This window comes from Leptolyngbya sp. 7M (genome assembly GCF_018128485.1).
This window is the reverse complement of record NZ_CP070897.1, coordinates 4311273-4325243: the sequence shown is the minus strand read 5'-3', so window position 1 is coordinate 4325243 and position 13971 is coordinate 4311273. Positions and strand designations below refer to the sequence as shown.

Here is a 13971-nt window from a genome sequence, read left to right as displayed (position 1 = left end):
ATCGCAAAAGGAGGAAGTATGAAGCAAATTGTACACCTGTTTGTATTTGATATACTCGCTGATTAGGAAACGGGATATGCGATCGCTGGAATCAATAACCCCGATGCTCAAGCGAATCCTGGACGGTATCAAATCAAAACGGTTGGTTTAACGAAGACTTGATCTCTACGCTTCTCAAGTTCTAGAAGCCTGGTATGGATTGTTTAAGACCGGTGATCTGGCTTACTTTGCGACTTTGCAAAAATTGACAGCATAAAAGAATCGAATCACAACGATCGACCGAAAGGTAGAGTAGAAAAGTATTAGCCTCACCTTATCGGGTGAAGTACCGGGAAGGAGCGATCCGATAGGATTAACTACGCTGCGCACTAATCTGAGAAAATAATAGAACAAGGTAATTGGTGGCAAACAAATTTTTATAGGTCACCTTGCCGTTAGGACGGCTCACTGTGATTTCGCACCTGTGATTTCGCACCAGTTCACCAACAGGGCATCATTGCTATCTCTCAGGGGCACCCCATTGAGATAAATGACCGGGGTGATGACGCTATGGAAGTAGTGGGTCTCTCCTGACTTCAGGTTACGCTTTGAGCCGTTCGAGCAGTGGATTTGGCTCGAACTAAAGTATTCAGTTCCATCGATGGCAATCAACAGGGTGCCCGCAACCGAGCGGAAGCGCTCTAACTGCACCTGCTGTTCTAACCCCTGCAAGATCTCCTCAAACACAGGAAACACCTGCTCAGGGGCCACGGGATCTAACAGGTCCCGGATTTGGTTGTCGCTTAGGATCTGATGGACACCAAACAGGCTTTGGGCATTGCTTTTCCCTTTGCTGCCCTCCATCATGCGTTAGTATGCCAGAAACGAAGGGGTCTGGGTAAAGAACACGCTAAATGCGCTTAAGGCTGCATCTTCCATCCCATAGCGGGTATTCTTGCCAGTGCGTTTGTCCGGTAGCGAGGACAGGCGCTGGCGAAAAGCACCGACTATGGTGTCAAACAACCTCCGTTCTTTCAACAGTTCTGGCGCTCTTGGCTCTCTCAGATGTCCTCACAATACCGCTACTGCCAGGACTTGAAAAGCCTTTCGCCAAAATAGAATTGCTGTTGTAGTTATCTTAACCTTGACAACACCGATATTAAGGCGATAATGTTTCATTACTATGATTGGTTCGCGTATCAATAGTCTGATATAGCTTTTTCAAAACCATGCTTTCAGCCTTCCTGGAATTGTTTAGGATTGTAACATTAACGAATAACGAAGTAATTACAATGCTCACTAAGACAATTACTAAATCAATTACTAGCTCCGTTACTAAATCTGTTGCTAAAATTATCAGCTTGAGTGCGGCTACTATTCTACTTTCCACTGCCAAAAGACTTCTCAAGTATTAAAACCCAGCTAAAGATATATTGGACATCTATAAATCCAGTTCTTACCGTAGAGGAAGCATTGTTTCTTCTCAACTATGGTGGAGTTTGCAAATTCTGGCTTCTCACTCGTTTTATTATTTGGAGTAGCGCTACTGGGTGGCCTGATCAACGGTGTGGCGGGCGGTGGTGGTTTGATTGTGTTCCCCACGCTGCTGTTTACCGGCATGCCTGCAATCGAAGCCAATGCCACGAATACAGCCTCGCTTTGGGTGGGCACCGTAGCCAGCACGATTGCCTATCGAAAAGAGCTAATCAGTTTACGACGAGAACTACTGCTGCTGACCATCACCAGCGTTACTGGCGGCATTTTGGGAGCACAGATCCTGCTGCATACGCCTCAGGCTACCTTCACCACGCTGCTTCCCTATTTGATGCTGACGGCAACCGTTGTGTTTGCCTTTGGTCAACCCCTGATTCGCTGGCTGCGACGCCATTCCTCGGCTCGTTCGTCCACTCAGGCGGAGTATCATTTGCCCTTAGTTCTAGCCCTGCTGCTGCAATTTGGGATTGCGATTTACATTGGTTTTTTTGGCGGCGGTGCTGGCATTGTGATTTTGGCAATTTTGGAGTTGATGGGATGGAGAAACATCCATACAATGAACGCGATGAAAACCTGGCTAGCCACCTGTACCAATGGAGTCGCGGTGATTACCTTTATTGCGGCTCATGCGGTGCTTTGGTGGCAGGCAACGCTAATGGCTAGTGCAGCTTTGATTGGCGGCTACAGTAGTGCTCGTTTTGCGCAGCGGCTGCATCCGATCTGGGTCCGGAGTTTTGTGATTAGTGTGGGATGTGCCATTACTATCTACTTTTTTGTTCACTAGTTAAGGTAAATTATGGATGCCAGATTGTTGATAGCTATCCATGAGTTGGCTCAAGGTGGCAAAGGGCCACAGCAGTAGTTGCACAATAAACACCATAAAACCATAGGTGCCTACTGTGATTTGATTGTTGATCACGGCGACTCCACCAAAGAACAATGTCGCAATAAATCCTGCAACGATCGTAAACCGAATCATGGGGAAAAAAGCGGCAGACAAAGCGATCGCTTTACCAGGCAGTAGGCATCACTTTCAGATTGAACCTGATTGCGCTCATAGGCTTCTGCTGTGAAGCTTTTGATTGTAGCAATGCCCGTCAAGTTGTTGGTCACGTTCAGCGCATAATGTATGGAGTCGTTCGAGTAGTTGAGTGCCATCCGCTGGTTGATGTTTGGGTCGCTCTTCGGAAGAACGGTGGCAGGATTGACGAACAAATAAGTTATGTTTGGGCATAGATTTAAGGGGTGTTGATAGAGATATTCTGTAGTACACTTGCTCAAGTTCAGCAGTGTAAGCGGTATGCGACGCGATTCGATTTTTTACAAACTCTTTCAACAATCTTCATCCTTACTATTTGAACTACTGAGTGAACCACCCGCCAACGCCCAAGCCTATGGCTTCGATTCAGTAACGGTGAAAGAGCCAAAGTTTGAGATCAATGGAGTGTTTCTGCCTCCTGAAGGAGAAGTGGGCACGGTCTACTTCTGTGAGGTGCAGTTTCAGAAGGACCAACGGCTGTACGAACGGGTATTTGCAGAGTCAGCCTTGTATTTTTACCGCAATCGAGAACGGTTTAGAGATTGGCAAGCGATCGTCATTTATCCACTCGGAGAATTGAGCAAGAGGACGTGTATCCGCATCGAACCCCACTGAGTGGAGAGCAGGTACACCGAGTCTACCTAGATGAGTTGGGCGAGGTTCGGCAATTGCCAGTTTGGGTAGCACTGATGGTGCTGACGACGATTAAGGAAGACCAAACTCCTGAGGAAGCCCGCTATTTGTTAAGCAGAATCGGTGCTGCCCTTAGCTTTGGCGGAGAAATGATTTTGGGATTGGGACAAGTTCCGGTAGTCTGGCTTACAGCTGGTTTCCTTGGAGCTTTCTTTATCCCGTTCTACAGTAGCTCCTACCAGGCTATCTGGCTGGCTAAAGTGGAGCCAAGTGTGCAAGGGCGAGTGTTTGCGGCTCGCTCCTTCCTGTCTCAGATCACAGCACCATTGGGCTATTTAGTCGCTGGAGTGTTGGCCGACTTCGTGTTTGAACCTGCTATGATGCCCGAAGGTTGTTTAAGCACCCTTACTGGTTTAAGGAGCTGTGGCGATCGCTCAAACAAAGCTCAATTATTCTGACGAACCCGGACATTTTCCATCTCATTACCCATTTTCGCTACCGTAATCCTGCATACAATCAAGTTGATCTACCAAATACACTGGCGCGATCACCCGATCTGCATATTGCTGACGAATTTCATATCTTTGGAGCACATCAAGAAGCTGCTATTCTTAACAGTTTATTGCTGATTCGCTATAGCCGTTTGCGTAAACGCCCTCTGAAAGCGTTGTTTACATCTGCAACACCCAAGCAAACGTTCATTGATAGCCTACGCCAATCTGGATTTCAGGTTAAGCGGATCAAAGGGCAGTACGCCAGTGCTGAACAGCCAGGATATCGACAGATCTGTCAGCTGGTTCAGCTAGAATTCGTGCAGCTCGATGACAGTACAGATTCTCTGCAATGGCTCCTAGAGCAGGCAGATCTGATTCGCCAACTGCTGACTGCCGAAGCAGCAGGGCGTGGACTGATTATTCTCAACTCAATCGCTCAGGTAAGTCGGGTCGTCCGAGCACTACAGACAGTTTTCTCTGAGAGCGAAATCAAGGTCCAAGAGATCAGTGGGCGAATTGACCGCTTGGAGCGGGAGAAAATTCGGAATGAGCTGTCTAACGCACCTCAATCAGTCCTGGTTGTTGCGACATCAGCCGTTGATATTGGTGTTGATTTTCGGATTCACCTGCTGATTTTTGAAACCAGCGATTCGGCAACCTTTATCCAGCGATTAGGACGGTTAGGGCGACACCCTGGGTTTTCTTGTTATCAAGCCTTTGTCTTAATTCCAAGCCGCACCCCCTGGATTATGGCTCGCTTGCAAGAGCAGCTTGCCGAGGGGCAAAAAATCAGCCGGATTCGTTCGGCTGAAACGGAATCAGACTTTCGAGAAATCATTGAGTCAGCCTTCGACCCGCCCAAGGAGTTTGAGCAGTACCGCGCCTACTGGGGAGCTTTGCAGGCTCAGGGAATGCTCATCACCATGAGTAAAGGTAACGCCGATGTGATGCAGCCTTTACAGGAAAAAATAGCAGCAGATTTACGACGAGTGTATGGCGATCAGCTCGATAAAAAACGACATTGGCATGCATTGGGAAAGGAGCCAGTCGGTAAAGCAGTCCAGAAAGAATTACTGCGTTTTCGGGGTGGAACAGATTTACAGGCTGCGATTTGGGATGATTCTCGGTTTTATACCTACGATCTACTCCGGCTTCTACCTTATGTGACTGTAGACGTGATCGATCGCGCTTCGTTTCTGGAAACGGCCCAACATTACCATCATGCTGCAACTGAATTTGATGAACGTTACATTACAGTCTATCTCAGAGTTCAGAGATGGTTAGACGAACGACAGCCAATTGAGCTACAAACCGATCTTGGTCCAGAGGAGATCCAGCAATGCACGTTGTCTCTGATCAGTAAGTTGACGATCACTGGACATCCTCAAACTGAAGTGCGGAATTGTTTGCGCAAACAAAAACTGCTGACATTTCTAGTAGAAGTCAATCGCAGATCGCAGCAAAGCCACTGGGATGTTGCGAGAAGGTTGCGGCTCAGTCCTCTATTTGGTCTTTATCGTTTGACCGATGCCGATGGTCAGGTCTATGCCTGTGCCTTCAATCAAGATGCCCTGTTGCTGGAATCGCTGAAGTGGCGGCTCCAACCCTGTGAAAACTCAAGACCCTACATCTTCTAGCTATGCAAACGCTCCTACAAGCACTCCTGATCGAAACGCTGCCCGAAGAGACTGATCCAATCCTGCGAACGTTTCTGGAAACCGTACTCCCTGCATTAGAACGGGAGTTTTCCCTGATCACAGCACTGGGTGGGTCAGAGGAATCCCACTACCAGAGCTTACTGAAGCAGGGCGACCGCCGAGCCCGAGAAACTGCCCGAAAGTGGGCCAACCGACCCGACCAAAGTTTATTGGTTCATGTTCTCAATGCGCTGTTGATAGCATGGAATTTGAGTCAATATCTACCATCATCCCTCCAGTTGTCTGACACCGAGAAACGCTTGCTCTGCCTCGCCATGACACTGCATGACTATGACAAAGCAGAACGAGGACAGAAAGAATCGGCTCAACCACCTAAAGCGTCTGAAATTCCGGCAATTCTGGCAACCTGCCAGCGATGGGGAGACCGACTCAATTTTGGCGCATAGGTGATTTGTCTTCTAAGTAATTCAGCTTAAGACAGCCTTAAACCTAGGTAGATATATGGCTTGATCGATGTCTCTTTAATAACCATCATTGATGGTTATCTATGGCTACAATTTGTGTCTACCTAAATTCAACTAATTTTTTTAATCTAATCTTGTAATTGTAACTCTCGCTTGAACTGTCAAAATTGTATTTTGCTTATCTTAAAGTGTTTCCCAAACCGTTTTACTTCATCCATCTGAAATCTGCTAATCCTGCTTCTCTAACTATTCCTGTGATTGCCGAAAGATGTGAAAATCCTGACAAACGGCAAGAATTGTACAATATCCTACAGTTTTTTCTGGATAACTAATTATCTGTTGATGCGGCTTGTTACGTCTGCTAATTGCAGCTAATTGCAACTACTATGTCAACCGCAGAATTGTTTGCGGGAATATTACTTACGAAACGAATTCACGCAAATTACTCAACCATCAGTTGGACTGAGAGACGTCAGATGCAAATAAGCCAGTTAGCACGACAACGCATGTTGGCATTAGCTCTGCCATTCGGATTAGCAGCGATCTATTACGGCACCGCTAAACTCGGAATGTTAGTTGCGCTACCCATTCCCCCTGGCAATGTGACGCCGATCTGGTTTCCAGCCCCAATTGCCTGGATCGGCGTTTTCTGGTTTGGCTATCGCATGATTCCGGCCATTTGGCTGGGCGATTTGCTAGCCAGCACACCGAGCTTTTATCAAGCTAGCCAAAACTGGGGAGTGGCGATTGTCGTTGGAGCAATCTGTGCAGCCAGTCCCGCCTTAGAAGCCGTATTGGGCAATTTCCTGATGCAGCGGCTGATCCCGATGGGGCATTTCTTTAGTTCCATCAACCATGTGTTGAAGTTTGCGCTGATTGCAGCCCTCAGCCCAGCAGTGAATGCAACGATTGGCGTAACGACCTTCTGTATCTTTGGCCTGTCTGGCTGGAGCGATTTTGGTTCCGTTTGGCTGACCTGGTGGATTGGCAACATGATCTCGCTGATTGTGCTGCTGCCCATGTTTCTGGCCTGGGACGAGGTATCCAAGGGGCGATCGCGCATGGGGCAACTGATCGAGATGCTGCTAATGCTGGCACTGCTGTTTGGAATCAGCAAATTCGCCTTCTGGATGGCCTATCCTGTAGAGTACCTGCTCATTCCCTGTCTAATTTGGGCCACCTTCCGGTTGGGGCCACGGGGCGCGACGACCAGCGTAGTTGTGGTGGTGATGCTGGCAATTTTTGGGACGGTTTACGGCAAAAGCTCCTTCATGCGGGCGTCATTGAATGAATCGTTGCTGCTCTTACAAACGTTTATGGGCACCGTTGCCATTACCACCCTCATGTTAACTGCGATTTTGTCTCAGCAGCGACAATCAGAAGCCGCGTTAGCGACCGCCAATCAGGAATTAGCGTTGCGGGTAGAAGAACGCATAGCCGCCTTCGAGCAACTACAAATCCAGCAGCGACAGCTAGAAGAAACGCTGCAAGCCCTGAAGCAAGCCCAAACCCAGCTCGTGCAGACTGAAAAAATGTCGAGTTTGGGGCAACTTGTAGCGGGCATTGCCCATGAGATCAACAACCCAGTCAACTTCATCGCCGGAAATTTGCTGCACCTGGAAGCATATTGTCAGGATGTGATGACCTTGATCGAATGTGAGCAAGCGGGAGATGGTCAGCAATTTGCGGCTCTCGCCGCCGAGTTTGATCTGGAGTTTCTCAAAGCCGATCTGCCCAAGGTGCTGGGATCGATGAAATTAGGGACCGACCGCATTCAGCGGATTGTTACTTCACTGCGCAACTTCTCGCGCATGGATGAAGCCGAGGTGAAAGCGGTTGATATCCATGAAGGCATCGACAGTACCCTGTTGATTTTGCAGCATCGCCTCAAAGCTACCTGCGACCGTGACGCGATTCAGCTAATCAGACGCTATGGGGACTTGCCGCCGGTGGAATGCTATGTCGGCCAGATGAATCAGGTATTTATGAATATTTTGGCCAACGCCATCGACGCCCTAGAGGAAGGCATGAAACGAGGGCAGATCGAATCACCTACTATCACCATCACAACAGAGAAGCGCCATAATGCAGTAGCCATCGGAATTGCAGACAACGGCATCGGCATTCCCGACTCAGCCAAAACCAAGCTATTCGATCCGTTCTACATACCTGGAAGAATGCCATTACGTAAAGAAAGATCCAGTCGCGATCGCCCTTCTTTTGTAAAAGCTTGATGGCAGTAAGTGAAAGGATCAGGCGCGCCAAAATACCCGGAAGCTCCGTTTCAGGCCCAGTAAACTCAAAGAAGCCGCCTTTCCAAAGTACATAGAATGCTGGTAAGGCAAGCACGGTAAGCGCGGTTCCAACGCGCTCGGATATTTGCCAACGCGAACCTTCGATCAGTATCGAAACAATCAATACCGCAAAAAAAAGAGCGGTCCCAAATACCCCAAATACGCCAGATATCCACAGAGAAGCAAATCCGCAAAGGACCACCGCATACGACAAAATTCTGAATGTTCGTTCGATTATCACTGCGATATCTTCCAGATTAGAGTATAGATTTGCTCCCTTCGACTGTCCATATAATTTCCTTTTCTGTGGTTACATGACATTGGTGCGAACTTACAGCCGGGCCCGACCTTCCATTGATGGTTCTGACTAGCGGACCCGGCGAAGGTGTCCGAGTCGAGAATTTTGCCGGTGCGACCAGCCCACGGTCAGCTATCAGATATCTGGCAATCGACGCTGTGGAAATTACAGCATTTTTGGTCGTTAACAATGCAGCAAACAACTCTACATCACCCTAACTTCTAACATCAACCACTTTTTCAATAACGGCTCCGGAACGAACATTCTCGGCGGATTAGGCGAAAGACAGCCGGCAAGTGGAAACACGATCAAATATACATCTCACGGTGACCACTACTTCTACAACACCGGCTTTATCGATTTCGGCATTAAAGGGCTGGTCTTTGTAGGCGAGAAAAACATCGCGATACCCTACAATACAAACAACAATGCTGTCATTGCTCGTTTGTAGGGAAAACGCTTTTTTGGCAATCAGGGCGCGAATCTGCAATTTTACGGTACCAAATCACTGCTGGCATCCATTGACATACTTGGAATCGGCAACTCAGTGAACGTAGAACTTTACGGAAAACGGGCAAAGCCCTTTTCTTTGCTGATTATCCAGATCACGCCGGCAGAACCTGCGAACTCGAACATTGCGCTCTTAAATCATTGCTTGCCGTCTGAACCAAACGCAAAAAAGCCCGCTCAAACAAATGAGCAGGCTCTTTGAAATAGATCCGGCGACTACCTACTTTCCCACAACTGAAAGCTGCAGTATCATCGGCTCAAACAGGCTTAACTTCCGTGTTCGGGATGGGAACGGGTGTGACCCTGTCGATACAATCACCGGAAAACTTGTAAAGATCTCATCTGATCTCTGACAACTGAATATATGCGATATTTCCTACGAAGTTGCTTAAACATAAATTTGCCAGTCAACAAATTTTATGGTCAAGCCTTGGGACAATTAGTACTGGTCAACTAAGTACATTACTGCACTTACATCTCCAGCCTATCAACCTGGTGGTCTTCCAGGAGTCTCACGGGCAGAACTTATCTTGGGTCTGGCTTCACGCTTAGATGCATTCAGCGTTTATCCATGCTCCACTTAGCTACCGAGCGCTACCGCTGGCGCGATAACTCGTACACTAGAGGTGGATCCATCCCGGTCCTCTCGTACTAAGGACAGATTCCCTCAATTCTGCTACGCCCACACCAGATAGGGACCGAACTGTCTCGCGACGTTCTGAACCCAGCTCACGTACCGCTTTAATTGGCGAACAGCCAAACCCTTGGGACCTTCTTCAGCCCCAGGATGCGATGAGCCGACATCGAGGTGCCAAACCCTGCCGTCGATGTGAACTCTTGGGCAGGATCAGCCTGTTATCCCCGGCGTACCTTTTATCCGTTGAGCGACGGCCCTTCCATGCGGAACCGCCGGATCACTAACTCCTACTTTCGTACCTGCTCGACGTGTATGTCTCGCAGTCAAGCTGGCTTATGCGTTTACACTCTGCGGCTGATTTCCAAACAGCCTGAGCCAACCTTCGAGCGCCTCCGTTACTCTTTGGGAGGCGACCGCCCCAGTCAAACTACCCGCCTGATAATGTCCCTGACCCGGCTTACGGGTCGAGGTTAGAGTCCAAACAAGCAAAGGGTGGTATCTCACCGATGGCTCCGCCAAGCCCAAGAGCCTGACATCAAAGCCTCCCACCTATGCTGCGCATTACTTGCCCGAAATCACTATCAAGTTGTAGTCAAGGTGCACGGGGTCTTTCCGGAGATTCTTGCCGTAAGGTTCGCCGCAGCTCTTGGGTGCGGGTTTTAAGGACATTGTGGGTATCCACCGCCTGCCGCACTACAGCTTTTAGCTCTTCGTCGTCCCACGGTTTAGTGACATATTTGAATACTTTACCGGAGTTGATCGCCTCGACCAGATCTTCTACATCGGTGTAGCCGGTCAAAATAATCCGAATCGTATCTGGGTATTGGGTAGCAGTGAGGCTAAGAAACTCAGTGCCGCTCATCATCGGCATGCGCTGGTCAGAGATAATCACGGCTACCTCACCTACCTGCGCTAGCATCTCCAGAGCTGCCGGACCATTCTCTGCTCGCAGTACTTTAAATTCTCGGTGAAAGGTGCGGTAGAGCAGATCCAGGTTGTCTGGCTCATCATCCACCACTAAAATCGAAGGTTTGTTTGGATCTAAAGATTTCATGCACCGCTCTCCTCGGTTTGAGGGCAGTTAGATGAGTAGGGCTTTGTCAAGTAAATGCCTGCGGCAGAAATGCCTAGCGCTTGGCGTCAACAGTTGTCAACAGTTAAAGATTTCGGGCAAGTGGGCTGAGATCAACCGTGGCCAGTCAACTGCCTAGGACGGTACCGAACGCTAGGGATGCTTATCGGTGTAATGTTCACGAGTAGGCAGTTTCTATTCCAGTTTCTATTCATAGAGCTCAAAGAATTCCTAGGAGGCTAGTCGGTTGGTTGAACAGGGCTTCGGCTAAACGGATGGATTAAATTGGCATTTTCACTCTTTAGGAGCGATAATTGTCTGTTTAGCACCGAATATACAGCTTCCCGTCGATTTTTGGCTCTCAGGCTGCATTTGCTTCATCAAATCTGCAAACAGTCACGTATTTTAGGCATCATTTCAGTCTTAGCTTGATTGCAATCAGGTCGATCCGAAATCAGGTGCGAATGAAACGGTTTAGATGCTTAAACCTGATCTAGAGAGTGCCCAGTCCTGTAAGGCTTTTAACTGAAGTCCTATAACTAATTCTCAGGACTACAATGAGGGCATCCCCCCCTTTCTAAACGCATGTCTACCCCGCACTCAGAAGCTTTGTCGTCCTCATCACCTAATTCAACCTCGGCTCACAACCAGTCCGCTTATCAAACCCGTAGCGATACTTCCTTCTTGACGCGCACCGTTCGGCAGCAGGATCTACTCGCGTTAGCAGATTTGCTTGCTAGCAGCTTTCACGGCCAGGAGGGTTGGATGCGGTGGGTGTATCCTCTCCTGAAAGCCGGAATCTACGAAGATTTGAAGAGCCGCTTTCATAGCCGTAGCAGTCACTATGCCTGTTTAGTGGCTGTCAAACCAACGCTAAAAGGACAGGCTTTTTCAGAATTGAGTGGACGAGTTGCCCCAACTGGTTTGGTGCTTGGTCGTGATACCTTAGTCGGTACCGTAGAGCTGAGCTTGAAAACACCGTCCCTGCTGCAACCCTGGAATACTAAATATCTTTACTTGTCCAACTTGGCGGTTAAAAGCGACTATCGACGGCAGGGAATTGCCCAGCAGTTGTTGCAGACCTGTGAAAAAATTGCCCTTGACTGGGGCTTTAGCGATCTCTACCTGCATGTTCTAGAAAACAATCACCAAGCGCGGCGTCTATATTGGAAAACAGGTTATCGAGTGCAGCGAATTGAGGTGAACCCCGTCACGCTGCTGCTAGGACAACCTCGGCAGTTATTCTTACGTAAACGGCTGCAAGAATTGGGAGAATCGGCATGTTCTTAGTTACAGGTGCAACCGGAGGATTGGGACGTCGAATTGTGCGACTGCTGCGGGAACGGGAGCAACCGATCCGAGCCTTTGTTAAGCTCACCTCTCGCTATGGAGAGCTGGAGCATCGGGGAGCCGAGATTTTTATTGGCGACTTACTAGAAGAACGCGATATTCAAAAAGCCTGCCAGGGAGTCCGTTATGTGATTAGCGCCCACGGGTCGAATGCGTCGAGTCGGGGTGGGGCACAGGCATTGGACTACCGAGCCAATATTGATCTGATCGATGCTGCTAAAGCCGCAGGCGTAGCGCATTTTGTCTTCATTTCGGTGCTGGGAGCCGATCGCGGCTATGAAGATGCGCCGGTGTTCAAAGCCAAGTGGGCCGTCGAACAATATCTGCGCAACAGCGGCCTCAACTATACAATTTTGCGGCCATCGGGGTTTGCCTCGAACTGTGGAGCCTCGCTGGGCTGTCGGTATCGCCGAGGGAGAAACCGGAGGAGGCGAGGCAGGCGTTGGTTTAGGGGTTGGCAGAAACGAATCAGCATTCAGATCGCGCATCACTTCATCTGCAGACTGATAGCGCTCGTTAACCAGATCGCGGAGCATATTGTCCAGAATGTGGGCTAGCTGGTCACTGACAACTACACCTTTTTCGTGCTGCAAGTAATCGCGCCAAATCCAACGCCCATTTAGCGGATCGTAGAGGTTATCAGGGCGAGTTTCTGTCATTAAATGTAGGCAAGTGGCACCCAAACTATACAAATCGCTGGCTGGATATGCCTTGCCGCCACGAAATTGTTCCATTGGCGCGTAGCCTTCTGTACCAATTCGAGTCCCTACTTCCCCAGCCGCCTCTTCCCGGATTTGCTTAGCAACACCGAAATCGATCAGCATCAACCGATCATCGGTCTGACGGCGCAGAATGTTCATTGGCGTGATGTCTCGGTGGATCACCTGATGTCGATGCACAAACCTAAGAATTGGCAGCACATCGGCCAGCACATCGCGAATTTGACGTTCATTAAACGCGCCATGCTGTTTCATCTCTTGCAGCAGACTCTGGCCTTCAATGAATTGCTGCACCAGATAGAGGTAGCCGTCCTGCTCAAAATAGGCCAATAGGGCTGGGATTTGGGTATGCTCTCCCAATTCATGCAGCCGCACCGCTTCCTGGTTAAACAGGCGCACGGCTTTTTCCAGTGACTTTGTGCCTTGGACCTGAGGTGAAAACTGCTTGATCACGCAGCGAGATTTTAGCCGGTCTTCATCTAACGCCAAGTAGGTTCTGCCAAATCCCCCTTGCCCCAGCAACTGTACAGCCTGATAGCGGCCTCTCAACAGGCTCAAGGGTGTACCGCAGTTCTGGCAAACCTTTGTATTATCTGAATTGAGAGGTTTCTGGCATTGGGGATTGAGACAGCAGATCATAGCAGGTAGCGCACTATGGCATTAGATGAATGATTCACCCTGCGGTGGGTTTGTATCAGAGGGTAAGGCAATGAAACGAAGCCAAGCAAGCAAAATTGAGGGCTGAATCGCACAGTCAGTGGATGAAGTTTACTACATTGCAGGTTCAATGGAATGCATGAGGACTATGACAATCTCCACTAGCTTGCCATCTCAGGCTGAAGCAGGGTCTGAAATCCGTCCCCGTGGGGTTGGCATTGTCCTTTCAGTGAGCCAGCACACCGATGAAGATGAATCTGCACTGTATGTTAGCCACACGCCTACCAATAAATTTCCCTAGTCAACTTCCAGACCCAACAGCCCATAATTCAAATCTTAATCGGGATTAGATGCAGGACAAAATTGAATTTTTGAGCTGTAGGAATCAATAGTGACTAAAAGATTAAAGTGATAAACAGTTTAATTGTGTTTCTAATTGTATGAGCAATGGCAGGAACAGAATTCATGGCATTGTTTCAGTTCCACGCTATGAGTGGCAGCTATCTGAGTCACAGGGGTGGCAGGATATAAATCACTGTGAAAAGTGAGCGCTAATGGTGCTAGCACTTCAGATTTAGCAAAAGATTTAGCAAAGTAGAATCGCAGTTTTAGCAAGTTACAACCGGCTTTCCAGTAAAGAGTGATGGTTAGATGCTTGGCTTAAGTTGACCGA

At 48.7% G+C, this 13971-nt stretch carries 9 protein-coding genes, 1 rRNA gene, 3 pseudogenes and 1 other annotated feature; of the genes and pseudogenes, 7 read left to right on the top strand and 6 right to left on the bottom strand.

Features of this window, described 5'->3' with window-relative positions:
• Positions 1-394: 394 nt before the first annotated feature.
• Positions 395-990, bottom strand: a pseudogene (locus JVX88_RS22120) (ISNCY family transposase); the annotation flags it as partial.
• 478 nt (positions 991-1468) lie between these two features.
• On the opposite strand from JVX88_RS22120, the gene JVX88_RS22115 reads away from it, so the two are divergent.
• A complete protein-coding gene (locus tag JVX88_RS22115) occupies positions 1469-2257 on the top strand; it encodes a sulfite exporter TauE/SafE family protein (protein ID WP_211620300.1) in 789 nt (262 codons plus the stop codon).
• On the opposite strand, the gene JVX88_RS43190 is transcribed toward JVX88_RS22115, so the two are convergent.
• Together JVX88_RS43190 and JVX88_RS43185 are read right to left on the bottom strand one after the other, a co-directional pair.
• Positions 2258-2452, bottom strand: coding sequence for a hypothetical protein (locus tag JVX88_RS43190; RefSeq protein WP_211620298.1), 195 nt, complete (start codon positions 2450-2452; stop codon positions 2258-2260). It abuts the gene before it with no gap.
• Positions 2449-2688: a hypothetical protein gene (locus JVX88_RS43185; RefSeq protein WP_211620296.1), complete on the bottom strand. Its 240-nt coding sequence runs from the start codon at positions 2686-2688 to the stop codon at positions 2449-2451. The genes JVX88_RS43190 and JVX88_RS43185 overlap by 4 nt, the downstream gene beginning before the upstream one ends.
• 85 nt (positions 2689-2773) lie before the next feature.
• Here JVX88_RS43185 and JVX88_RS44300 point away from each other — a divergent pair.
• The 4 genes and pseudogenes from JVX88_RS44300 (at position 2774) to JVX88_RS22085 (ending at position 7995) form a co-directional block, all read left to right on the top strand.
• Positions 2774-3603: pseudogene (locus JVX88_RS44300) on the top strand (DUF2887 domain-containing protein).
• Complete coding sequence (cas3, locus tag JVX88_RS22095) at positions 3537-5276, top strand: type I-D CRISPR-associated helicase Cas3' (RefSeq protein ID WP_211620294.1); 1740 nt, start codon at positions 3537-3539, stop codon at positions 5274-5276. Before JVX88_RS44300 ends, cas3 begins: the two are co-directional and overlap by 67 nt.
• Before the next feature lie 2 nt (positions 5277-5278).
• Positions 5279-5743: a hypothetical protein gene (locus JVX88_RS22090; RefSeq protein WP_211620292.1), complete on the top strand. Its 465-nt coding sequence runs from the start codon at positions 5279-5281 to the stop codon at positions 5741-5743.
• 494 nt (positions 5744-6237) lie between these two features.
• A complete protein-coding gene (locus tag JVX88_RS22085) occupies positions 6238-7995 on the top strand; it encodes an MASE1 domain-containing protein (protein ID WP_211620290.1) in 1758 nt (585 codons plus the stop codon).
• Positions 7996-8627: 632 nt separating this feature from the next.
• Here the strand turns inward: JVX88_RS22085 and JVX88_RS22080 are convergent.
• Both JVX88_RS22080 and rrf read right to left on the bottom strand, forming a co-directional pair.
• Positions 8628-8843, bottom strand: a complete 216-nt coding sequence (locus JVX88_RS22080) for a hypothetical protein (RefSeq protein WP_211620289.1) — start codon at positions 8841-8843, stop codon at positions 8628-8630.
• A 227-nt stretch (positions 8844-9070) separates the two neighbouring features.
• Positions 9071-9186, bottom strand: a 5S ribosomal RNA gene (gene rrf, locus JVX88_RS22075).
• A gap of 96 nt (positions 9187-9282) precedes the next feature.
• Positions 9283-10251 (bottom strand) — a sequence feature (23S ribosomal RNA rRNA prediction is too short).
• Positions 10252-11157: 906 nt separating this feature from the next.
• Here rrf and JVX88_RS22065 point away from each other — a divergent pair.
• Both JVX88_RS22065 and JVX88_RS22060 read left to right on the top strand, forming a co-directional pair.
• Complete coding sequence (locus JVX88_RS22065) at positions 11158-11862, top strand: GNAT family N-acetyltransferase (protein WP_211620287.1); 705 nt, start codon at positions 11158-11160, stop codon at positions 11860-11862.
• Positions 11853-12479 (top strand): SDR family oxidoreductase, encoded by a 627-nt coding sequence (locus tag JVX88_RS22060; protein WP_263975622.1) that lies wholly within the window; start codon positions 11853-11855, stop codon positions 12477-12479. Before JVX88_RS22065 ends, JVX88_RS22060 begins: the two co-directional genes overlap by 10 nt.
• On the opposite strand, the pseudogene JVX88_RS22055 reads toward JVX88_RS22060, so the two are convergent.
• Positions 12426-13280 (bottom strand): annotated as a pseudogene (locus tag JVX88_RS22055) (protein kinase domain-containing protein); the annotation flags it as partial. The gene JVX88_RS22060 and the pseudogene JVX88_RS22055 sit on opposite strands and share 54 nt — an antisense overlap.
• Positions 13281-13971 lie beyond the last annotated feature (691 nt).

Bases quoted from the DNA above. Each gene is read 5' to 3' on its own strand.
- JVX88_RS22085 (WP_211620290.1), top strand. From the start codon at position 6,238: ATGCAAATAAGCCAGTTAGCACGACAACGCATGTTGGCATTAGCTCTG.
- JVX88_RS22115 (WP_211620300.1), top strand. From the start codon at position 1,469: ATGGTGGAGTTTGCAAATTCTGGCTTCTCACTCGTTTTATTATTTGGA.
- JVX88_RS43190 (WP_211620298.1), bottom strand. From the start codon at position 2,452: ATGATTCGGTTTACGATCGTTGCAGGATTTATTGCGACATTGTTCTTT.
- JVX88_RS22090 (WP_211620292.1), top strand. From the start codon at position 5,279: ATGCAAACGCTCCTACAAGCACTCCTGATCGAAACGCTGCCCGAAGAG.
- JVX88_RS22065 (WP_211620287.1), top strand. From the start codon at position 11,158: ATGTCTACCCCGCACTCAGAAGCTTTGTCGTCCTCATCACCTAATTCA.
- JVX88_RS22060 (WP_263975622.1), top strand. From the start codon at position 11,853: ATGTTCTTAGTTACAGGTGCAACCGGAGGATTGGGACGTCGAATTGTG.